Below are 21,841 nucleotides of genomic sequence, written 5' to 3'. Positions count from 1 at the left end.
GTAACATATGGCTAAGTAACCATCCCTGGTTACTCACTCGAGCATTTGCTTAGGTTAGTTAACCCGTAAGTGCTCGTGTAAATGATATGTGGTTTATTTTGTACTGATTTTGACAGTTTAAAATAAACTCTTTTAGGTTCTCACTGGCTGGAAAAACACAGTGGACATCTAAGCCTTCTAAAAACTGGTTATCAGCCATATCCCAAAAGCTTTGCAGCGAATTACAAATAATGGTTCTCATAAAATTTGCTCTTTTTGCTTATAGTTATTAACGCTAGCCTTCACTACTACATCTTGAAAACAGTGAGTTAATGTTTTTAGCAATCCGTGCAGTAACAACTTCTTTTTGAGTTGTCTTTTCCTATTATGAGGGAGCACCCTCAAAAACGAGTAAATTCTATACAAACTTGCTTGTGAATGAAAGTGCATAATTTATAAAAAACAAGCCGTAAACGATTACATTGAATACAAAGCTGTCTTAAAAATGAGACTTAGAGTGTTTACTTTATTTTCATGGTATTTCACGAGTAACAATACAGAAGTATTGAAACTATCTAGACGTTTAAAGCTAAGATTTTTGATTTCCTTTGAAAATTGTACAAACCTTGTTTTTCCATTGGTAATTCATCCACTCCTATTTCATAAAAGCCTTGTTCTCTAAACCAATGAAGGCTGTGAGTGGTAAGAACAAATATTTGGTCAATATCATTAGATTTGGATTGATGTTTCATATAATCAAGCAGCAACAGCCCACGGTTACCATCACGATAGTCTGGGTGAATTGCCACACAAGCCATTTCTGCCATATGGTCTGTCGGGTAAGCATAGAGTGCAGCGCAGCCAATAATTAGCCCATCTTTCTCTATGATAGTGAAACGATGTATCTCTTGCTCGAGTTGTTCACGAGAGCGACGGACGAGGATACCTTGATCTTCAAGAGGACGGATTAAATCGAAGATCCCTCCTATGTCATCAATTTGCGCCTGGCGTACTTGCTCGGCACTGGCCATCACGATTTGTGTTCCAATCCCATCTAATGAGAATAGCTCTTGTATTAACGCGCCATCCACTTTGTAGCTGATTAAATGGCATCGAGGTACACCAGCTCGACAAGCGGATACGGCGGCTTTCAAAAAACGTAAAGTACCCGAACTCTGGTCTTCTGTTGGATTTTGAGTTGTGGTGAGTTCTTCTAAAATATGAAGGGCGTCTTTCGGAAATAGCTCGGCAATTGCGTTGCCATTCTCACCTATCACACCTTGTTCTGAACAAAAGCCAATCAGTTTGTCGGCTTTAAGGCGAATGGCGACTTGGGTTGCGACTTCTTCCGAGAGCAAATTAAAGCTTTCACCAGTGACTGAGCTAGCAATAGGACCGAGTAAAACAATGGAACCTTGGCTTAATGTTCGGTTAATGCTTTCGATATCTATTCTACGAATTCGCCCGCTATGACAGTAGTCTGTGCCATCATCGATTCCTAGTGGCTGAGCCGTGACAAAGTTACCACTCATGACATTCAGTTGAGTTCCTGCCATTGGTGTGTTGTTTAGGCTCATTGAGAGGCGAGCGGTGATGGCTAATTGTAGCTGACCTGCAGCTTGCATAACTAACCCTAATGCATGCTCATCAGTAACACGAATGTTATTGTGATAAGGAGTATGGCAGTCTTGCTTTTCTAGGATCTGATTTATCTGAGGGCGAGCGCCGTGAACTAAGACAATCTTAACGCCTAAACTATGAAGTAGGGCAATATCATTGATAATGTTGCCGAAGTTTTTATCTGCAAAGGCCTCGCCACCAAGCATGATGACCATGGTTTTACCTCGGTGAGCATTGACATAGGGGGTGGACTGTCGAAACCCTTTTACTAGCGCAGTACTTCTAATTTTCACAGTTAAAATCCATGTTGCATATTTATTCTTAAATTTAGCATTTATAATTAATTTATGACAAGCTGTTTTTTGGAATAAAGTGCAAAGTTATCAAAACATACTTTATTCTGTATTTTAACTACGTGTAGAATATCGACGGAACGTTCTACTCAGTGCATGACATGTCAGTATCAGTGAAAAAAAATAAGATAAATGAAGTAACCAAAAGCTTATATGATGAAGCGAATAAGCAAGCGCAAGCTAAATCAGCATTCAAGCGAAAACTGCTAGAGAGAAGCTTAATGCTACTGGCTTTAGTAGGGACGATTGCTGTTGCCGCTTTATTTGTGGACGTCATCACTCGAATGAATCAATCAGACACTCCTAAGAATGTGATTTATGGTACTTGGGTTGAGCAAAAAGTGGCTCATTATGCAAAAGATGAATTCGTACTAAGTGAGCGAGGTGTGTCAGTTTCTGGTTCAATTGTAGCCACAGATTTTAAATTTGATGGCAACCACTTTGAATATAATGCTGGCGATAAAACGTATCGTTTTAGAATGATTAATGCTGAAAATACTGAGATGATTTTAGAATCGGATGGTTATTACAACCCATTATTTAAGCTAGAAGGCAGCGAGAATAATGCACTGAGATAAGGTTAACTTATCGTAAAGTCTTACAAACTAAGATTGTGTTATCCAAGGTATTTTGTCATCCTCAAAGGATAGAATTTTTAGGATAACTCTTGTGATTAAAAAACTATTTCCAGCCATAGCGGTTTCTTTTCTTTTTGGCTGTGCACAACCTACCGAACGCGCTCAACAGTATTTAGATGGCGAGTTTCCTCAAACTTTAAATAAAGTTGAACAAGTCGAATCTGGTGTTCCAAGAGACTACACCGCATTTTCAAAGCAAGCGGAAATGGTTGTCAATAAATCCCCTTCAATGGCAAACATCTTCCAACCACTGTACCAGCAGCTAGAAGCATGGGCATTGCAAAGTGGAGACCCTACCGAACTTGCAAATTATGGCGTAGAAGCAGCTCAGTTTGGCGGTGGTGATGATAAAGGTAATGTGCTGTTCACCGGCTATTTCTCTCCTGTTATTGAATTGCGCCATGAACCAGACGCTGAATATCGATTCCCAGTTTACTCTCTCCCGGAATGTAATAAAGAATGCCCAACTCGCGCTGAAATTTATGACGGAGCTTTAGAAGGGCAAGGTTTAGAGTTAGGTTATGCTGCCAATCGAATTGATCCATTTATGATGGAAGTACAAGGCAGTGGTTTCGTTCATTTTGGAGACGACGACACGCTTAAATATTTCGCTTACGCAGGTAAAAACAATAAGGCATACGTCAGTATCGGAAGAGTCTTGATTGAAAGAGGACTCGTACCTCGTGAGAAAATGTCTTTGAAAGCAATTAAAGAGTGGGTGCTCGCGAATGAACCGGAAGTTGTAAAAGAACTACTAGAGCAAAACCCATCTTTTGTCTTTTTCCAGTCAAAAGACGATCTTTCAGTAATGGGCAGTGCGGGAATTCCTCTATTGCCAATGGCGGCGGTAGCGGGTGATCGCTCTATACTTCCAATGGGGACGCCAGTATTGGCTGAAGTGCCACTGTTGAATGCTGATGGTACATGGAGTGGTGCACATCAACTTCGTTTGCTGCTTGTGTTAGATACAGGCGGAGCTGTAAAACAGAATCACCTAGATTTGTACCACGGGATGGGACCTAGAGCTGGGACAGAGGCCGGTCACTACAAACATTTTGGTCGCGTTTGGAAGCTGGGTTTAAATGGTAGTGCGACTGAAGCACCTTGGGCAATGCCCCCTGAGAAAGCTGAATAGTAAAAGGTCCTATGCTTAACCTAGACTTTTAAACCAAGAGTGCGTATAAAACGCACTCTTTCTTTTTCCATCGAATAAAATTGGCGGCAACATGCGTGAATTAACCACTCCAGCTTCAGAAAATTACGACCAACGTTTTGGCGGTACACGACGTTTATACGGTAATAGTGAAGTGGACATTTTACGAGCTGCACATGTCTGTGTAATTGGTATTGGTGGTGTGGGTTCATGGGCGGTTGAAGCATTGGCTCGTACTGGTTTAGGCGAGCTAACGTTGATCGATATGGATGACGTATGTGTGACGAATATTAACCGTCAAATACACGCTATGTCGGGCACTGTTGGTAAAAGTAAAATTGAAGTAATGGCAGAGCGCGTTAAGCTGATTAACCCTGAATGTAAGGTCAACTTAATTGATGACTTTATTGGTCCTGATAACCAAGCTGAGTATCTGTCTAAAGACTTTGATTATGTACTGGATGCGATTGATAGCATGAAGGCAAAAGCTTCTTTGCTTGCTTATTGCCGCAGTAATAAAATCAAGGTGATTACGACCGGCGGAGCTGGTGGTCAAGTTGATCCAACACAGATCAAAATTGCAGATTTAACAAAAACCATTCAAGACCCTTTAGCGAAAAAGCTGAAGGATACTTTACGCCGTCACCATAACTTTCCGAAAAATCCACAGCGTAAATTTGGTATTGATTGCGTATTTTCTACCGAACAATTGAAATACCCTCAAGCTGATGGCAGTGTTTGCGCCGCAAAAGCGACGGCTGAAGGTCCCAAACGTATGGACTGCGCGACTGGTTTTGGTGCAGCAACTGTAGTTACGGCTTCATTCGGATTTGTTGCAGTTTCTCGTATTGTTGAAAGAATTGTTCAGAAGCACAGCTAAAGTTTGTTTGTATTTAATGAATAGCTTTTAAGATGTGGTCTTCTAAAGATGATGTTTTATTTCTATTTTTGATATGAATACTTGATTGATTTGAATAAGAAATGCCATTTGCCTCTTCGTTACATTAGATATTTCGTTTGATTGGATAAAACAATGACTCAATTCCCAGTATCGCCTTTTGGCACTGAAATTACTCATCAAGATATAGCAGAAAAAATGCAGTCTTTTTCTGGGTGGGAAGATAGATATCGCCAAGTAATACAGTGGGGAAAAAAGCTTCCTGTAATGCCTGAAGATTTAAAAAGCGAGCAAGTCACGGTTGCTGGATGTGAAAGCAAAGTTTGGTTAGTCAGCCAAAAAATCTGTGAGCAATGGTTCTTCTGCGCAGATTCAGATGCCCGAATCGTACGAGGCTTAATTGCTTTGGTTATGGCTGCGTTTGATGGACGAACTGCTCATGAAATACAAGCGTTCGATATTGATGGTTACTTTGAAAAGTTAGGTTTAACTACTCACTTGAGCCCATCTCGTGGTAATGGGCTAAAAGCTATCATTGCACAAATCAAAAGCATTGAGCAGATTAAAGGCTCCGCTGTTTAGGTTTCGCCGTAGAACAACCTTATCTGTAAATAAAATCATTCTGGCACAACTTCAATACATCGCTATATCAGTAAAGATAGGGCGATGAATGTCATCATACATCCTACAAAAAACTCTAGAACCTTCCACGCTTTAGGCTTTGAGAATAATGGAGCGAGTAATCTTGCTCCATAACCTAGGCTGAAGAAAAATACGAATGACCCTGTAATCGCCCCTAATGCAAAGTTTAGCTGTTGCCCTTGGTATTGAGTGGATATAGAGCCGAGTAAAACGACGGTATCTAAGTACACATGTGGGTTTAACCAAGTAAAAGCCAAACAAATCATTGCCGTTTTAATTGCAGAGGTTTGTTCTACCTGCTCATTTCCTATCGCGTGAGAAACAGTAACTGCAGATCGAAAGCTCATAAATGCGTAGACAACAAGGAATGCTGCTCCACCGTATCGAGCGAATACTTCAATGTTTGGGTATTGGGTGACAATCGAGCCAAACCCTGCCACCCCAAGCGAAATTAAAATAGCATCAGACAATGCACAGATCAGGCAGATTAAAAAAACGTGGTGCCTTTTTATGCCCTGCTTTAATACAAAGGCATTTTGTGAGCCTATCGCTAAAATGAGTGATAGGCCTAATGTAAAACCTGAAAAGTACGCCAGCATAATCCGTTACTGCCTTTGATAAATTATTTGCTATTTGCTATTTGCTATTTGCTATCGCGATCATTGTTTGTTCAGCCATCGAGAATAGATCGAAGTTCGGACCTTGTATGGACATTTACCCTTAAAGCATATCGACGGCTTTCTCTATTGCAGAAATGAGCTTATTCACATCATCTTCAGTGTTATAGATTCCAAACGAAATTCTTACTGTTCCTGTCACATTCAGCTTATCCATAAGTGGATGAGCACAGTGGTGACCAGCCCTAACCGCAATGCCTTGCTGATCTAGTAGTGTGGCAATATCTTGGTGATGCACTCCATCCATCACAAAGGTAATCACACTTGCCTTTTCTTGGTAGCCGAGCACCTTAATATCATCAATCTTGGATAAAGCTGCATAAGTTTTATTTTGCAGGTGATGGATGTGAGCTTCCACAGATTGCTGGTCAAACTGATTTAACCACCCAATTGCCGTATCTAAAGCAATTGCGCCTGCAACGTTGGGAGTTCCGGCTTCAAATTTTCCTGGCAGTTCAGAGTAAGTGGTTCCTTCGAAAGACACGCGTTCCACCATCTTGCCACCACCATGCCAAGGCGGCATTGAATCCAATAGCTCTAGCTTTCCGTAAAGTACGCCAATACCTGCTGGAGCATATAGTTTATGACCTGAGAATACGTAAAAGTCGGCGTTTAATTCATGAACATTAAGCGTCTCATGAACGATGCCTTGCGCACCATCGACAACGACAATAGCACCAACTTGATGGGCTTTCTTGATGATGCTCTCAACGGGTAACCGAGTACCGGTCACGTTGGTAATATGGGCAACCGCCACTATTTTCGTTTTATGGCTTAACCGTTTCTCGAATTCAGCAAAGTCTAGCAGGCAGTTGTCATCCATTGGTAGTTTCACAACCTTAGCACCCGTTTGCTCTGCCACGATTTGCCAAGGAACGATGTTAGCGTGATGTTCCATTTCGCTGACCAGTATTTCATCGCCCTCTTTTAGAGTGCTTCTCGCATAAGTTTGAGCGATTAGATTCAGAGCTTCAGTTGCTCCTCTTGTCCAAATGATTTCTTTACTCGAATTTGCCCCAAGGTACTCAGCAACATTGTCGCGAGCGGCTTCAAATTGGCTGGTGGCTTGTGCCGTTAAACTGTGGCTACCTCTATGAACATTGGCATTTTGTTTTGAGTAATACTGGCTGATGGCATCAATGACGACTTGGGGTTTTTGAGTCGTGGCTGCACTGTCTAGGTAAACCAAAGATTGTTCATTGATTTTTTGGTTAAGAGCGGGGAATTGAGCTCGTATATTATTGATGTCAAACATGGGCTTACCTAAATATATGGTTCTTTTATTAATGCAGATATGATGCTGAAAAACGTTTTGTTAATACTGCTCGGCTTGCTTAACGCGCTTATACAAAGCTAAGTTCTTGGGAACGTCAATATTATGCTTGGCAGCCGTAGTTAGTAGATAACCAGTAATGAAGTCTATTTCAGTCGGGCGATGATAAAGCATATCTTGTTTCATTGAAGAGTTATTTTGAGCAGTAGCATGGATAACATGATTGATCGTTTCTTGTAATTCACGCTTACTTGTTGGAATACCTTCAGCAGTCATGACTGCTTCTAACTCTGTAATAAGCGGCTGTAACTCTTCTTGATATTTAGCTTCTGCCAGTTGCCCATTTTTTATTTGATTCAGACCCGTTAATGGATTGATAGCGCAGTTAATGGCGAGCTTTTGCCATAAAGCTTCCTGAATGGACTGATTCCATTTTACTTCAGGCAATGCATGATTCAATACATCACAAAGGAAAGAACATTGATCACCCAATGCATTATAACTCCCTAATTGTGTGGAGCCTTGACCTGTATGAAGCACACTTTCAGGACTTGGTTTAAACGCTGCCTGGGTTGTTGTCGCCAATACAATAGGAAAGTGATGAATATCATTGGAGAGCGTGTCTATTGCTCCCATACCGTTATGCATGAACATTAGAATGGTATCAGGGTGCAGAGTTGTAAGAAGGGGAGTGATAGCACTCTCTACTTGCCATGCTTTGACGGTGACGATGATGAGATCACACTGGTTTAGTAATTGACGGTTATTATTCGTGAATACCACTGGCTGCTGCTGATCTAATGTGATTGACAGCTGTGAGTCTGTTTTGCGGCTATAGAGCGCGACATTATGCCCAGCTTGAGAAAGTTTTATTGCCCATAAAGAACCAATAGCGCCAGGACCGACGATACCAATATTCATAGGGATACCTTAGAGAAATGCTTTGGAACTTAAGAATAACGAGGTAAAAAATGAAAGCAATAAAAATGGCACCCGAGGGTGCCATTTAGGAAGTTTTCTTATCAGTTCTATTAGAACTTGTAAGTAACAGCTACGTAGTGACCTGCGCCTGAAGACTCTGGCTCATGACCCCATGGTAGAGCTTCGCCATCTTTAAAGCCGTATACATCGTTGTATAGCTTAAGACCGTAACCTACAGCAAAACGATCTGAGTGCCAGTAGATACCGTTAAACATTGCGCCGCCGCTGCTTGCACGACCGCTGTCTTGGTCATCCATACCAAATTGGTAATCAATGTAACCTTGGTAAGAAATGAATGAACCGTTTTCGAAGAAGAAGAAAGGCTTGAACCAGTTAGTTGAAACTTGAACGCCGTTCCAGTCTTTCATGTTTGAATCGTAAGTACCGTAGAAGTTAAGACCAATTTTGCCTAACCATGGAACCATTACGTCAGAACCAAGACCGATTTTCTGAGTGTTTACGTCAGCGTTACCGCCCCACTCCATAAGAGTAGAAACGTATAGCTCTTGTACTGGACCGAAAGACAGGTCTTTACCTGTTACTGCGTCAAGAGACATACGTGGTGCGAATTTCATGAAGATTTTTTCGCCACCATTCTTGTCGCTACCAGGATCTGAAGCAAGGTTGAATACGTCAACGTAACCGTAAAGATCGAAAGCTCCAGAGCGACCGCCGAATTCCATCTCTAGGTAATCGTGAGAAGACTCTGAGTAGCCTTTTTCATCAATTGCAGCCATAAGGTTGAATTGCATCCACTTGTAATCGTTTTTGTGGATGTCGCCGTCTGAATAATCAGCAGCCATAGCTGGTGCAGAAGCCGCAGCCATTAGGCCAAGAGCTAAAAGTGATTTGCGCATAATGGAACTCTCTATATTTAAAGTAAGTAACCCGCTATCCATGCGTGTTTGATTTTGTCCGAATGCCGAGCATGATAGCGATTTTGTTCTCAATTAAAAGTGAGAAAGAGTGCAAATTAAAATTATTATGGTGACACTCATCACACTAATGATCGAAATGGCGGAACTTTCAAATGCATATGAGTGCTGATGCACCCTTATTTCTATTGAACGTGTGAAGTCTGGTTATTTTATCGTTTCATTGATTGTTTTATATTCAAAGCAAACGATTTGATCAGTTTTTGTGATGCATCTTACGTAAACAACAGAGTCTAGTTGTTGGCTTTTGGAGCTGCCATTTATTGAATTTTTTTAATATCAAAATGTGAAGTTAAGAGTAATAGCTGGGTATGGATGGAAGATAGTGAAAAGTTTATCGAGACAATGTGAGATCTTTCATTGAGGGCAAAAATTATTAAACCCCAACTCGATGATAAATTCAGGGTGGTGAGTTGAAAGTGGGCTACAGAAAGGCAGCATAATCGACAAACGTAGTTATCGATTATGCTATTTAGTTAGTCTTTTTGGTTACGAGCGTCATCGAGCAACTTCGAGAAGAAGTGTCTTAATGAATAAAGCATGATCAAACTAGGAACAACCATTAATGCCGTTAAGATGAAGAAGGTTGACCAGTCATTAAGGTAATCAACAAGCTCTCCACTAAATGATGCTAACGTCGTCCGTCCAAAGTTACCCAAGGAAGCAAGTAGGGCGTATTGAGTTGCCGAGAAGGCTTGTCCTGTCAGAAGTGTTAAAAAGGAAACGAAAGCAACCGTTGAAAATGCAGTGGTAAAGTTATCGACAATTATTGTTGCTAAGAACAAGGTCTCACTTGGACCTGCTTGAGCTATCCAAGCAAACATCAAATTACTACCTGCCATTGCAACACCACCAATCATCAAGCCGCGTACAATGCCAAATTTCACGTTGAAGACGCTACCTAATAACGTAAAGAATATAGTCGCACCCCAACCAATCAATTTTGAGTAATGACCGATTTGTTCATTACTAAAGCCAATTTCTTTATAGAAGGTGATCGACATTCTTCCTAAGAAGGCTTCACCTATCTTAAATAGGAAAACAAATAGCAACAGAGTGATAGCAACTTGAACACCGTTACGCTTAAAGAAATCATAGAAAGGTTCAATAACCGTAACTGTAAACCAAGCTAGAACTTTAGAACCGACAACCTGATTGTGTCGTTGTTGAGCTTGAGCTTGAAGTTCTTCACGCTGAGTTTTAGGTTCACCGACAAGTAAGGTAAACAGCATTAATAGAGCAACAACACCTGCCATGCCGTAATAAACACCATTCCAACCAATAGAGTCAGCATTAATAAATGCAAGGTAACCAGGGAGTGAATAGCCAGTCCACCAACCAATAACCGCCATAGCAGAAGCTTGAGGGAGTTTAGACGGCTCAGATTTAGGGAAACTGTCGATACGATAAGCATCAATTGCAATGTCTTGTGTTGCTGAAGCAATGGCAACGCCTAAGGCAAGCATTGATGTAAGCACAAGGTCATTGGCTGGGTTAACGCCTGCGATAAAAAAGGTACATACAAGTACGAAGCTTTGGCAGAAAAATATCCAACTACGCCTTTGACCTAAAATGGCATGTAAAACTGGCAATTTTACTCGATCAACCAGTGGTGCCCATAAAAAGTTAATGGCGTAGACAGCAAAGACACTGCCGAAATAACCAATAGCAGTTCGAGTTAACCCCGCATCTTTCAACCAGCCAGACATATTGGAACCAATGAGAACCCAAGGGAAGCCGCTCGAGCAGCCCAGCATGAATACCCAAAGTAGTCGCTTATCAAGATAGCTACGGAAAGTTTGCATCCACGATAGGGATGGCGAACCTGATGACATAAAAACGTCCTTGCGAAGAAAAACGCCCTTGACGGATGTTAAGGGCGTTGGAAGCGTTTACTTAAGAAGGGTTACTTTTGTAATGACGATTGGGTCTACTGGAATGTCTGACATTCTGCCAATTCGTTTTGTTGGAATCATGGCCATCTTTTCAACAACATCAAACCCTTCAACTACTTTGCCAAATACAGCATAACCAGGAGGAGACTGTTCAGCATTCAAAAAGCCATTGTCAGAATAGTTGATGAAAAACTGACGAGTTGCTGAGTCTGGATTATTAGTGCGAGCCATAGCAAGCGTAGCGGGTTCGTTTCTTAATCCGTTGTAGCCTTCATTTTTGATGGGCGCATTAGTTGGTAGGCGGTTCATATCTTTATCAAAGCCACCACCTTGTGCCATGAAGCCAGGAATAACTCGGTGAAATTGGCTGCCTACGTAGCTACCATCTTCAACGTAAGTCAAAAAGTTAGTGACGGAAATCGGTGCTTTCTCTTGATTAAGGTCGATTGTGAAATTACCCAATGTAGTTTCTACTGAAACTTTTGGACCCGCCCAAGAAGCGGCACTGAAGGCAAGTAGAGCAATAGTTGATACTAAACGAAGCATTAGAAGCGCTCCTTCATGTAATTTTGTAGTTCTTGGTCATTCGAGATATCAGCTAAAACAAGGTTAATGACATCATTTAGTACCATTGAAATATCGTCGTTTGAAGCACTTAATGTACCTGTGCGAACAGCCGTGCCTTTGAAGGTTTTTACTAGCTTACCTTGAGGCGTTTCAGCGGTTACTTCTAAAGTCACTTTACCATCCATTTGGTTCTCCATAATGGTGTGCTTTACTGTTACCAGCGCTTCTTGAATTTCTAGTACAACTGAGTTTTCACTATTTACACTAGCGCGATAACCTTGTGATTCAAACTGCTGAGCAATTGCATTTTCTAAAGTAATACGCATATTTTGCTGAGCATGGATAGGTTCAATGTTTGAACGACCGCTATCCACTAAAGCCACATACTGAGCAGCACGTACATCTTTGCTGGAAAGTGTGTAAGTCTTATTCTCTACTAGGTTACTTGTACTCAACGACGCTGTCGGGATGACGCTAATTTGCTCTTTTTGAGGTGCAGAGCAAGCCGTAAGAACAACAAGTGATGCAGCCAAAACTAGTTTTTTCATTCTTCTATCCTTTTAAAATACGCATTACAAATGGTATTTGTGATCATTCTTTGATTCAGTCTTCAATGCTATTTATTAAAGTTAGCAGGTTCTCTAGTCGCTTGTAAAATCTCAAACTTCTGGTTCAATTCGAGAGTCTCGACATTTGCTTCACCAAATAGACGAGCTAATTTCACATCGTATCCGAGGTGTCGGTTCCCAATAACAATTAATTTGCCTCCATTACTAAGAACATGCTTTGCATCACAGAACATTTGCCATGCAATGTGATCTGTAATTGCTTGTTGCTGGTGGAATGGAGGGTTACACATTACTAAGTAGGTACTGTTTTTCTTGAAGCCGTCTAAACAGTTGTTTGCGATAAACTGGAAATTGCCTTCTTCTCCCAAATTATCAATGACATTCTGGCGAGCAGACTCGACAGCCATGAAGCTTTCATCAACACAAGTAATTCGAGCCTGAGGGTTTAATTGCCCAGCTTTGACACTGAGTACACCATTACCACATCCTAAATCAATAATGTGGCGAAGCTCCGGATCTTGAGGGATATGTTCAAGCATGTAACGAGCGCCTTGATCTAGGCTTTCACCTGAATAGACATTCGGTAAATTCTTTAGTTTTATGCTTTCCCCATCTACTTCCCACTCATTGTATGGATCAACATCATGGATAGGTTGGCAGTTTGCAGAAGAGAAAATCAGGCGATGCTTCTTCTTAGCTAAAGAAGTAGTAGTTGCACCTAAATATTTTTCAAAAAGATTCAGCGTAGACGTATGGATCTCTTTCACTTTATTAACACCAATAATTGGGCAAGTTTCAGGTAGGGCTTTACGAAGCTGACTCAACTGCCAAATTAGGTGTCGGTTTGTTTTAGGTAACTGCATGAGTACTAAATCAATACCATGTGGAATCTCTTCCATGGTATTAAGGAAAGTCACGCGGTTACATTGATTTCGTTGTAGGTTTTTAAGTGCACCACGCTGAGAAATAAACGAGTCGCTCATCATGGTGACATCATGTTTTTCAGAGAACCAAGCTGAAAGAGCACCAAAGTGATCATTCATAATCAAAATGTGTTTGCCTGGCTCTAGATTTAGCTCTTCTACATGTTGAATTATGTATTCGTCTCCAGCATCCCAAGCTTGAAGCGTTTCATTTGAACGCTTTGGAAAGCGGTGTAAAGCCAGCGTTCTGCTGTTAAAAGTAAATTCAGTTTTCATTCTTTGGGATACTTATATGAGAAATAACAAAGATATTGTCTCAAATGCTGTTTCAACAAGATAGAAAAAACTGGAGGTAACCGCACTCTCTCTGGAATATTTTGTCAGACAGGTTGCATGTTTAGGTTTATACTGGATGTATAAACAATATGAGAGCGCAATAAAGGAATCATGATGATCCAAGAAATTATTGAGACAAAACTGCACAATGAATTTGATCCAACGCATTTAAACGTTGTGAATGAAAGTTATATGCACAATGTTCCGGCTGGTTCTGAAAGTCATTTTAAGGTCGTTGTAGTGAGTGATGCTTTTGAAGGGTTGCGCTTGATTGGTCGCCATAGGGCTGTAAATAAAGCATTATCTGAAGAGCTGGCTAATAATATTCATGCACTATCTATTCATACTTATACTAAAGATGAATGGCAGAAGCAGTTCAGCAGTGTGCCTGATAGCCCAATGTGCATGGGCGGAAGCAAAGCTGAATAAATTGTAAAATGTGTTTGAATAAGAAAGGTGGCTTAGCCGCCTTTTTTAGTTTTCTATCGATAAAAATGCAACATATTTAGCCTGTTTATGTCGAGATAATGAACATTACAAATACCTACAATGAGTAATGTTTTTATTAACAGTGTTTCAACAAGTGTGTGTTAATTTCAAGTTGTGACAGAGTGTTAAACTCCGTATTTAAAACAGGTTATATGACTGGTTCATCTGTGCGGTATGTCAAAAATATAGACATTCAAAGGGCTATATACTTCAATTCCCAGCAAATAAAACCGCTATTCAAGTTATTGGTCATGGCATCAAGTTCCCAAAAAATGGTAGACTACCGCACCTGATAAATCTCAATCCATTTTTGTGATTGGTTTATTAAGAAATTGTTGCGATTTTGATGTTTCAAACACATCGAAACCGGACACTGTAATGTCGTGTCTAAGGGTGAATTAATAACACCCTGAATTTACGCAATTAAAGAATCTTTTTCCCGATAAAGTAGTGCAAGTGCGTATGATTACAATAAAGAAGGGTTTGGATCTTCCTATCGCAGGAACTCCATCCCAGGTGATTAATGATGGTAAGTCCATCACTAAAGTCGCCTTGCTTGGCGAAGAGTACGTTGGTATGCGTCCTACGATGCATGCCCGCGTTGATGATGAAGTGAAGAAAGGCCAAGTTCTTTTTGCTGATAAAAAGAACCCAGGTGTAGTATTTACTTCTCCAGCAAGTGGTAAAGTTATTGAAATTAACCGTGGTGCTAAGCGTGTACTTCAGTCAGTTGTGATTGAAGTGGCAGGCAATGAGCAAATCACGTTCAATAACTATGCAGCTGACCAACTAGCAAGCCTTGACCGTGAAACGGTTAAAGCTCAACTAGTCGAGTCTGGTGCATGGACTGCTTTGCGTACTCGTCCGTTCAGCAAGGTTCCAGCTATTGATTCTGAAACTCAGGCTATCTTCGTAACTGCTATGGATACTAATCCTTTAGCAGCTGAGCCAGAGTTAATCATTAACGAGCAGTCTGATGCTTTCGTTGCTGGTTTAGACCTCCTTTCAACTCTGACTAGCGGTAAAGTTTACGTTTGTAAGAAAGGCACTAGCCTGCCTCGCTCATCTAAGTCAAACGTTGAAGAGCATGTCTTTGATGGCCCACATCCAGCAGGTCTTGCTGGTACTCACATGCATTACCTTTACCCGGTAAATGCAGAAACTGTAGCGTGGAGCATTAACTATCAAGATGTTATCGCATTCGGTAAGTTATTCCTTACTGGTGAGATTTACACTGATCGTGTTGTTTCTCTAGCGGGCCCTGTGGTTAATAATCCACGTCTAGTTCGTACTCAGCTTGGTGCTAGCCTTGAAGAGTTAACAGACAGTGAGTTAATTCCAGGCGAAGTTCGTGTGATCTCTGGCTCTGTACTTTCAGGTACTGAAGCATCAGGTCCACATGCTTTCCTTGGTCGTTACCACCAGCAAGTTTCCGTTCTACGTGAAGGTCGTGATAAAGATCTATTCGGCTGGGCTATGCCTGGTAAGGATAAGTTCTCTGTTACTCGTTCATTCCTTGGTCACCTGTTTAAAGGTCAGTTGTTTAACATGACAACGACAACAAACGGTAGTGATCGCTCAATGGTTCCAATCGGTAACTACGAGCGCGTAATGCCTCTAGATATGGAACCTACATTGCTGCTTCGTGATCTATGTGCTGGCGACGTTGATAGTGCACAAGCACTCGGTGCGTTAGAGCTAGATGAAGACGATTTAGCATTGTGTACCTTTGTATGTCCAGGTAAGTACGAGTACGGTCAACTACTTCGTGAATGCCTAGATACAATTGAGAAGGAAGGGTAATTTTCATGGGCCTTAAAAAGTTTCTTGAGGACATCGAGCATGATTTCGAGCCAGGTGGTAAACACGAGAAGTGGTTTGCGCTTTACGAAGCTGCAGCGACTGTGTTTTACACGCCAGGTCTTGTAACGAAAAAAAGCTCACACGTTCGTGATAGCGTTGATTTAAAACGTATCATGATAATGGTTTGGTTCGCGGTATTCCCTGCAATGTTCTGGGGTATGTACAACGCGGGTGGCCAAGCTATTGCTGCTCTTAACCATATGTATGCAGGCGCGGAATTAGCATCTGTAATCGCTGGTAACTGGCACTACTGGTTAACCGAAATGCTTGGTGCCTCCTTAGGCGCTGATGCAGGTGTTGGCAGTAAAATGCTACTAGGGGCGACCTACTTCCTACCTATCTACGCAACAGTATTTATTGTTGGTGGCTTCTGGGAAGTTCTGTTCTGTATGGTGCGTAAGCATGAAGTTAACGAAGGTTTCTTTGTAACTTCTATCTTATTTGCGCTTATCGTTCCGCCAACACTTCCTCTATGGCAAGCGGCACTAGGTATTACCTTCGGTGTTGTTGTTGCTAAAGAGATCTTCGGTGGTACAGGTCGTAACTTCTTAAACCCTGCACTTGCTGGTCGTGCGTTCCTATTCTTTGCATACCCTGCACAGATCTCTGGTGACGTAGTTTGGACTGCTGCTGATGGTTTCTCTGGTGCAACTGCTCTTAGCCAGTGGGCTCAAGGCGGTGGTAGTGCACTAATGAACGTAACAACAGGTGAAGCAATCACTTGGATGGATGCATTCATTGGTAACATTCCAGGTTCTATTGGTGAAGTATCGACTCTAGCACTTCTAATCGGTGCTGCGATGATCGTCTACATGCGTATCGCTTCATGGCGTATCATTGCTGGTGTAATGATCGGTATGATTGCAGTATCTACGCTATTCAATGTGATTGGTTCTGATACTAACGCATTGTTCAGCATGCCTTGGCACTGGCACCTAGTTCTAGGTGGCTTCGCATTTGGTATGTTCTTTATGGCGACAGACCCAGTATCAGCTTCATTTACTAATAAAGGTAAGTGGTGGTACGGCATCCTAATCGGCGCAATGTGTGTAATGATCCGTGTAGTTAACCCTGCATATCCAGAAGGCATGATGCTTGCGATTCTATTCGCAAACCTATTTGCTCCTCTGTTTGACCACGTTGTAATCGAGAAGAACATTAAGCGGAGACTAGCGCGCTATGGCAAGTAATAACGATAGCATTAAAAAGACGCTGTTTGTTGTTATCGCATTGAGCCTAGTGTGCTCAATCATCGTTTCAACAGCTGCAGTCGTTCTTAAACCTAAGCAACAAGCTAACGCAGTTCTGGATCAGCAAACTAAGATCCTTGAAGTTGCGGGTATTGACCTTGCAGGTGATATTCCAGCGCTTTACGCAGAGAATATCGTACCTCGTTTAGTTGATTTCGCTACTGGTGAATTCATCGACCAAGACGCTGCTAAATACGACCAACGTAAAGCGGCAAAAGATCCTGCACAGTCTATTAAGCTTTCTTCGGAAGAAGACATTGCAAAGATCCTTCGTCGTGCTAACACAGGTACCGTATACCTAGTGAAAGATGGTGCTGAAACTTCTAAAGTTATCATCCCTGTTCACGGTAACGGTCTATGGTCAATGATGTACGCATTCGTTGCGGTAGAAACAGATGGCAACACTGTTTCTGGTATTACTTACTACGAGCAAGGTGAAACTCCTGGGCTTGGTGGTGAAGTAGAAAACCCAACTTGGCGTGCACAATTCGTTGGTAAGAAGTTATTCGACGAAAACCACAAACCTGCTATTAAAGTAGTTAAAGGTGGTGCTCCTGCTGGTTCTGAGCACGGTGTTGACGGTCTTTCTGGTGCAACACTAACAAGTGTTGGTGTTCAAAACACATTTGACTTCTGGTTAGGCGAAATGGGCTTTGGTCCGTTCCTAGCAAAAGTTCGTGACGGAGGTCTGAACTAATGTCTAGTGCAAAAGAGATTAAAAAGAGCATCTTAGCGCCGGTGTTGGACAACAACCCGATCGCGTTACAGGTTCTTGGTGTGTGTTCTGCTCTTGCGGTAACCACTAAACTAGAAACAGCATTTGTTATGACTATCGCGGTAATGTTTGTTACTGCTTTATCTAACTTCTTCGTTTCTTTAATCCGTAACCACATTCCTAACAGCGTGCGTATCATCGTTCAGATGGCAATCATTGCATCATTAGTAATCGTGGTAGACCAAGTACTTAAAGCATACTTATACGACATCTCTAAGCAGCTGTCTGTATTCGTAGGCCTAATCATTACTAACTGTATTGTAATGGGTCGTGCTGAAGCATTTGCTATGAAGTCTGCGCCAATCCCATCTCTAATCGATGGTCTTGGTAACGGTCTTGGTTACGGTTTCGTTCTTATCACTGTTGGTTTCTTCCGTGAGTTGCTAGGTTCTGGCAAGTTATTCGGTATGGAAGTTCTACCACTAGTGAGCAACGGTGGTTGGTATCAGCCAAACGGCTTGATGCTTCTAGCACCTTCTGCATTCTTCCTAATTGGTTTCTTGATTTGGGCAATTCGTGTGTTCAAACCAGAACAAGTAGAAGCGAAGGGGTAAGGTAGTCATGGAACATTATATTAGTCTGCTAGTTAAATCGATTTTCATCGAAAACATGGCGCTTTCTTTCTTCCTAGGTATGTGTACATTCCTAGCGGTATCTAAGAAAGTTAAAACTTCTTTTGGTCTTGGTGTTGCGGTAGTTGTAGTACTTACAATCGCTGTTCCTGTGAACAACCTTGTTTACACACATATCCTAAAAGAAAATGCGCTTGTTGAAGGTGTCGATTTAAGTTTCCTTAACTTCATCGCATTCATCGGTGTTATCGCGGCACTTGTACAAATCCTAGAGATGGTTCTAGACCGTTTCTTCCCACCTTTGTACAACGCACTTGGTATCTTCCTTCCATTGATCACAGTTAACTGTGCAATCTTTGGTGGTGTATCTTTCATGGTAACTCGTGACTACAACTTTGCTGAATCTGTTGTTTACGGCTTCGGTTCTGGTGTGGGTTGGATGTTAGCTATCGTCGCTCTTGCGGGTATCCGTGAGAAGATGAAATATTCAGACGTACCTCCAGGTCTTCGTGGTCTAGGTATTACGTTTATTTCAGTTGGTTTAATGGCGTTAGGCTTTATGTCTTTCTCTGGTGTTCAACTGTAGGGTAAGCACCCAGTAATAAGGAATAACAAATGCAAAGCATTATTCTTGGCGTAGCGATGTTTACCATTATTGTATTGGCTCTAGTACTAGTGATTCTTTTCGCTAAATCTAAGTTAGTACCATCAGGTGACATCACTATTGCTGTAAACGGCGACCCTGAGAAGGCGATCGTTACTCAACCTGGTAGTAAGCTACTTGGTGCTCTTGCTGGTGCAGGCATCTTCGTATCTTCTGCTTGTGGTGGCGGTGGCTCTTGTGGTCAGTGTCGTGTGAAAGTTAAGTCTGGTGGTGGCGATATTCTACCAACAGAACTTGATCACATCACAAAAGGCGAAGCTCGCGAAGGCGAACGTCTTGCATGTCAAGTTGCTATGAAAACTGACATGGAGATTGAACTAGACGAAGATATCTTCGGTGTTAAGAAGTGGGAATGTACAGTTATCTCTAATGATAACGAAGCTACTTTCATCAAAGAACTTGCGCTAGCTATCCCTGAAGGTGAAGAAGTTCCGTTCCGCGCGGGTGGTTATATTCAGATTGAAGCTGAACCACATCACGTGAAATACGCAGATTACGATATTCCTGAGGAATACCGTGGTGACTGGGATAAGTTCAACTTGTTCCGTTACGAGTCTATCGTTAAAGAGCATTCGATCCGTGCTTACTCTATGGCTTCATACCCAGAAGAGAAAGGCATCATCAAGCTTAACGTGCGTATTGCAACTCCGCCACCAAACAACCCTGACGTAGCTCCTGGTGTGATGTCTTCATACATCTGGTCTCTTAAAGAAGGCGACAAATGTACTATTTCTGGTCCATTTGGTGAGTTCTTTGCTAAAGACACAGACAATGAAATGGTATTCATCGGTGGTGGTGCAGGTATGGCGCCAATGCGTTCACATATCTTCGACCAACTTAAGCGTCTTAACTCTACTCGTAAGATGTCTTACTGGTACGGTGCTCGTTCTAAGCGTGAGATGTTCTACATTGAAGATTTCGACGGCCTAGCGGCTGCGAACGAAAACTTCGTGTGGCACTGTGCACTGTCTGATCCTCAACCAGAGGACAACTGGGACGGTTACACAGGTTTCATCCACAACGTATTGTACGAGAACTACCTGAAGGACCATGAAGCTCCTGAAGATTGTGAGTACTACATGTGTGGTCCACCTATGATGAACGCAGCTGTTATCGGCATGCTTAAAGATCTAGGTGTAGAAGATGAAAACATTCTTCTAGATGACTTCGGTGGTTAATCCATTTAAGTGATTGATATTATGGCTGGCTCTCATGAGCCAGCCATTTGTTTTTCTAAGGATTACCTCAGATATTTCGTTCGAATGATTAATGGTTTATATAACAAAAATAGCTTCTTTTGAGCTGAATTTTTATTATATAAATCCCTTAACTATAGCAGGAGTAAGCAAGTGAGAATTTGGCTTGTTGCAGTAGCTTCTTTAATGTTTCTTTCAGGCTGTGAAAAGCCTAGAGAGCAGGTTCATCTTAGTGGTCCAACAATGGGCACTAGCTATAATATTAAATATATTACAGGTGAAGAGTTTCCAGAATCTAAGGATATTCATACAGAAGTCGATCGTTTACTTGAAGAAGTTAATGACCAAATGTCGACTTATCGTCCAGATTCAGAGCTTAGCCGTTTTAATCAATACCAAGGGAACGATGAATTCCCGGTATCAGAAGAAACCGCAATTGTTGTGAAAGAAGCGATACGTTTGAACGGTCTTACTCAAGGTGCATTAGATGTGACAGTTGGTCCATTAGTGAATCTATGGGGGTTTGGTCCAGAGGCTCGCCCTGAAGTTGTCCCTACTGATGAAGAGCTTAGTGCACGTAAAGCTAAAATTGGTATTCACCATTTAAGTGCTACTAAGACGACCTTAACGAAAGATATGCCTAACTTGTATGTTGATTTATCGACTATTGCAAAAGGTTGGGGAGTCGATGTGGTAGCCGATTATATTGAATCTTTAGGTATCCATAACTACATGGTGGAAGTCGGTGGTGAGATTCGCTTAAAAGGTTTAAACCGTGAAGGTGTGGCTTGGCGTATTGCCATTGAAAAGCCAAGTATCGATGAACGCACTATTCAAGAAATTATTGAACCGGGTGATATGGCTGTCGCTACTTCAGGTGATTATCGTAATTACTTTGAACGTGATGGCATTCGTTACTCGCATATCATCAATCCAGAAACGGGCAAACCGATCAACCATAAAGTCGTGTCTGTAACGGTTTTAGCTCCATCTTCAATGACAGCTGATGGCTTGTCCACTGGGCTAATGGTCTTAGGTGAAGATAAAGGTATGGAAATAGCAAACCAGCATGATATTCCAGTATTAATGGTGGTGAAAACTGCTGAAGGTTTTGAAGAGTTGTCTTCAGAAGCTTTTAAATCATATTTAAATAAATAGAGCTTGCTCTAATAATAATTAGCGAGAGAGTTATGAATACATTTTTTATTACATTCGGTGTTTTTCTTGCAGTAATTTGTGCGATGTCAATCGGCTATATTGTGCAGAAAAAAGTAGTGAAGGGCAGTTGCGGTGGTTTAGGTGCAGTTGGTATTGATAAAGTATGCAACTGTCCAGAGCCTTGTGATGCTCGTAAAAAGCGTGAAGCTCGTGAAGCTTATCGAGCTGAAAAGTTAGCAGCCCGTGAAGAGCAAGTCGCTGCTTGGGAAAAAGATCGCATAGCTTAATACGTATAATGATTAAAACTAGGTTGTTTAAATGCTTAATTTCTTAGAATTATAAGCTGCAGACCACTCAATAAAAAAGCTCAAGAAATAATCTTGAGCTTTTTTTGTTTTTATAAGGTTTACTTAACTTTACATATATTGAGCCATT

23 protein-coding genes are annotated in these 21,841 nt (G+C 41.6%); 13 read left to right on the top strand and 10 right to left on the bottom strand.

Going from position 1 to position 21,841, the window contains the following annotated elements; all coding sequences use genetic code 11:
- Positions 1 to 58 precede the first annotated feature (58 nt).
- The gene (locus L4C37_RS11265; protein WP_137374904.1) at positions 59 to 241 is read right to left on the bottom strand and encodes a hypothetical protein; all 183 of its coding nucleotides are present in this window, start codon (positions 239 to 241) and stop codon (positions 59 to 61) included.
- A 313-nt stretch (positions 242 to 554) separates the two neighbouring features.
- Positions 555 to 1,892, bottom strand: a complete 1,338-nt coding sequence (gene argA, locus L4C37_RS11260; RefSeq protein ID WP_137374903.1) for an amino-acid N-acetyltransferase — start codon at positions 1,890 to 1,892, stop codon at positions 555 to 557.
- Positions 1,893 to 2,053: 161 nt separating this feature from the next.
- Here argA and L4C37_RS11255 point away from each other — a divergent pair, with 161 nt between their 5' ends.
- From L4C37_RS11255 to csdE, 4 genes are all read left to right on the top strand, one after another.
- Positions 2,054 to 2,530 (top strand): DUF2850 domain-containing protein, encoded by a 477-nt coding sequence (locus L4C37_RS11255; protein ID WP_429768624.1) that lies wholly within the window; start codon positions 2,054 to 2,056, stop codon positions 2,528 to 2,530.
- An 82-nt stretch (positions 2,531 to 2,612) separates the two neighbouring features.
- On the top strand, positions 2,613 to 3,725 hold the full coding sequence (gene mltA / locus L4C37_RS11250) for a murein transglycosylase A (protein ID WP_429768684.1): 1,113 nt from the start codon (positions 2,613 to 2,615) through the stop codon (positions 3,723 to 3,725).
- 91 nt (positions 3,726 to 3,816) lie between these two features.
- A complete protein-coding gene (tcdA, locus tag L4C37_RS11245) occupies positions 3,817 to 4,623 on the top strand; it encodes a tRNA cyclic N6-threonylcarbamoyladenosine(37) synthase TcdA (RefSeq protein ID WP_137374901.1) in 807 nt (268 codons plus the stop codon).
- 153 nt (positions 4,624 to 4,776) lie between these two features.
- Entirely contained in the window at positions 4,777 to 5,223 is a 447-nt protein-coding gene (csdE, locus tag L4C37_RS11240; RefSeq protein WP_429768623.1) for a cysteine desulfurase sulfur acceptor subunit CsdE, read from the top strand.
- A 62-nt stretch (positions 5,224 to 5,285) separates the two neighbouring features.
- Here the strand turns inward: csdE and L4C37_RS11235 are convergent, their stop codons facing one another.
- From L4C37_RS11235 to L4C37_RS11200, 8 genes are all read right to left on the bottom strand, one after another.
- Entirely contained in the window at positions 5,286 to 5,882 is a 597-nt protein-coding gene (locus L4C37_RS11235) for a LysE/ArgO family amino acid transporter (protein ID WP_429768622.1), read from the bottom strand.
- 121 nt (positions 5,883 to 6,003) lie between these two features.
- A complete protein-coding gene (csdA, locus tag L4C37_RS11230; protein WP_429768621.1) occupies positions 6,004 to 7,215 on the bottom strand; it encodes a cysteine desulfurase CsdA in 1,212 nt (403 codons plus the stop codon).
- A gap of 60 nt (positions 7,216 to 7,275) precedes the next feature.
- A complete protein-coding gene (panE, locus tag L4C37_RS11225; protein WP_273297548.1) occupies positions 7,276 to 8,154 on the bottom strand; it encodes a 2-dehydropantoate 2-reductase in 879 nt (292 codons plus the stop codon).
- A 110-nt stretch (positions 8,155 to 8,264) separates the two neighbouring features.
- A complete protein-coding gene (locus L4C37_RS11220) occupies positions 8,265 to 9,071 on the bottom strand; it encodes a nucleoside-specific channel-forming Tsx family protein (protein ID WP_171736340.1) in 807 nt (268 codons plus the stop codon).
- Positions 9,072 to 9,625: 554 nt separating this feature from the next.
- The gene (locus L4C37_RS11215; protein ID WP_273294876.1) at positions 9,626 to 10,984 is read right to left on the bottom strand and encodes an AmpG family muropeptide MFS transporter; all 1,359 of its coding nucleotides are present in this window, start codon (positions 10,982 to 10,984) and stop codon (positions 9,626 to 9,628) included.
- A 57-nt stretch (positions 10,985 to 11,041) separates the two neighbouring features.
- Positions 11,042 to 11,590 (bottom strand): peptidylprolyl isomerase, encoded by a 549-nt coding sequence (locus L4C37_RS11210; protein WP_429768619.1) that lies wholly within the window; start codon positions 11,588 to 11,590, stop codon positions 11,042 to 11,044.
- Positions 11,590 to 12,159 (bottom strand): YajG family lipoprotein, encoded by a 570-nt coding sequence (locus L4C37_RS11205; RefSeq protein ID WP_137374893.1) that lies wholly within the window; start codon positions 12,157 to 12,159, stop codon positions 11,590 to 11,592. The genes L4C37_RS11210 and L4C37_RS11205 overlap by 1 nt, the downstream gene beginning before the upstream one ends.
- A gap of 68 nt (positions 12,160 to 12,227) precedes the next feature.
- A complete protein-coding gene (locus tag L4C37_RS11200) occupies positions 12,228 to 13,379 on the bottom strand; it encodes a methyltransferase (RefSeq protein WP_137374892.1) in 1,152 nt (383 codons plus the stop codon).
- Positions 13,380 to 13,553: 174 nt separating this feature from the next.
- On the opposite strand from L4C37_RS11200, the gene bolA reads away from it, so the two are divergent.
- The 9 genes from bolA (at position 13,554) to nqrM (ending at position 21,693) form a co-directional block, all read left to right on the top strand.
- Positions 13,554 to 13,868, top strand: a complete 315-nt coding sequence (gene bolA, locus L4C37_RS11195) for a transcriptional regulator BolA (RefSeq protein ID WP_273294873.1) — start codon at positions 13,554 to 13,556, stop codon at positions 13,866 to 13,868.
- Positions 13,869 to 14,390: 522 nt separating this feature from the next.
- On the top strand, positions 14,391 to 15,731 hold the full coding sequence (locus tag L4C37_RS11190) for a Na(+)-translocating NADH-quinone reductase subunit A (protein WP_137375002.1): 1,341 nt from the start codon (positions 14,391 to 14,393) through the stop codon (positions 15,729 to 15,731).
- Positions 15,732 to 15,736: 5 nt separating this feature from the next.
- Entirely contained in the window at positions 15,737 to 16,981 is a 1,245-nt protein-coding gene (locus tag L4C37_RS11185; RefSeq protein ID WP_137374891.1) for an NADH:ubiquinone reductase (Na(+)-transporting) subunit B, read from the top strand.
- Positions 16,971 to 17,738 carry a Na(+)-translocating NADH-quinone reductase subunit C gene (locus L4C37_RS11180; protein ID WP_273294870.1) on the top strand — a complete coding sequence of 256 codons (768 nt, stop codon included), beginning with the start codon at positions 16,971 to 16,973 and terminating at the stop codon, positions 17,736 to 17,738. The genes L4C37_RS11185 and L4C37_RS11180 overlap by 11 nt, the downstream gene beginning before the upstream one ends.
- On the top strand, positions 17,738 to 18,370 hold the full coding sequence (locus tag L4C37_RS11175) for an NADH:ubiquinone reductase (Na(+)-transporting) subunit D (protein WP_008223083.1): 633 nt from the start codon (positions 17,738 to 17,740) through the stop codon (positions 18,368 to 18,370). The genes L4C37_RS11180 and L4C37_RS11175 overlap by 1 nt, the downstream gene beginning before the upstream one ends.
- 7 nt (positions 18,371 to 18,377) lie before the next feature.
- Complete coding sequence (nqrE, locus tag L4C37_RS11170) at positions 18,378 to 18,974, top strand: NADH:ubiquinone reductase (Na(+)-transporting) subunit E (RefSeq protein ID WP_032551424.1); 597 nt, start codon at positions 18,378 to 18,380, stop codon at positions 18,972 to 18,974.
- A gap of 29 nt (positions 18,975 to 19,003) precedes the next feature.
- Complete coding sequence (nqrF, locus tag L4C37_RS11165) at positions 19,004 to 20,230, top strand: NADH:ubiquinone reductase (Na(+)-transporting) subunit F (RefSeq protein WP_009848376.1); 1,227 nt, start codon at positions 19,004 to 19,006, stop codon at positions 20,228 to 20,230.
- A gap of 171 nt (positions 20,231 to 20,401) precedes the next feature.
- Complete coding sequence (locus L4C37_RS11160) at positions 20,402 to 21,406, top strand: FAD:protein FMN transferase (RefSeq protein ID WP_372266133.1); 1,005 nt, start codon at positions 20,402 to 20,404, stop codon at positions 21,404 to 21,406.
- A 32-nt stretch (positions 21,407 to 21,438) separates the two neighbouring features.
- The gene (gene nqrM, locus L4C37_RS11155; protein ID WP_429768617.1) at positions 21,439 to 21,693 is read left to right on the top strand and encodes a (Na+)-NQR maturation NqrM; all 255 of its coding nucleotides are present in this window, start codon (positions 21,439 to 21,441) and stop codon (positions 21,691 to 21,693) included.
- Positions 21,694 to 21,841 lie beyond the last annotated feature (148 nt).

The organism is Vibrio kagoshimensis, from assembly GCF_050337535.1.
In the GTDB taxonomy this organism is placed as follows: Bacteria; Pseudomonadota; Gammaproteobacteria; order Enterobacterales; family Vibrionaceae; genus Vibrio; species Vibrio gallaecicus.
Note: the sequence above shows the minus strand (reverse complement) of the source record. Positions and strands in the feature narration are given on the sequence as shown.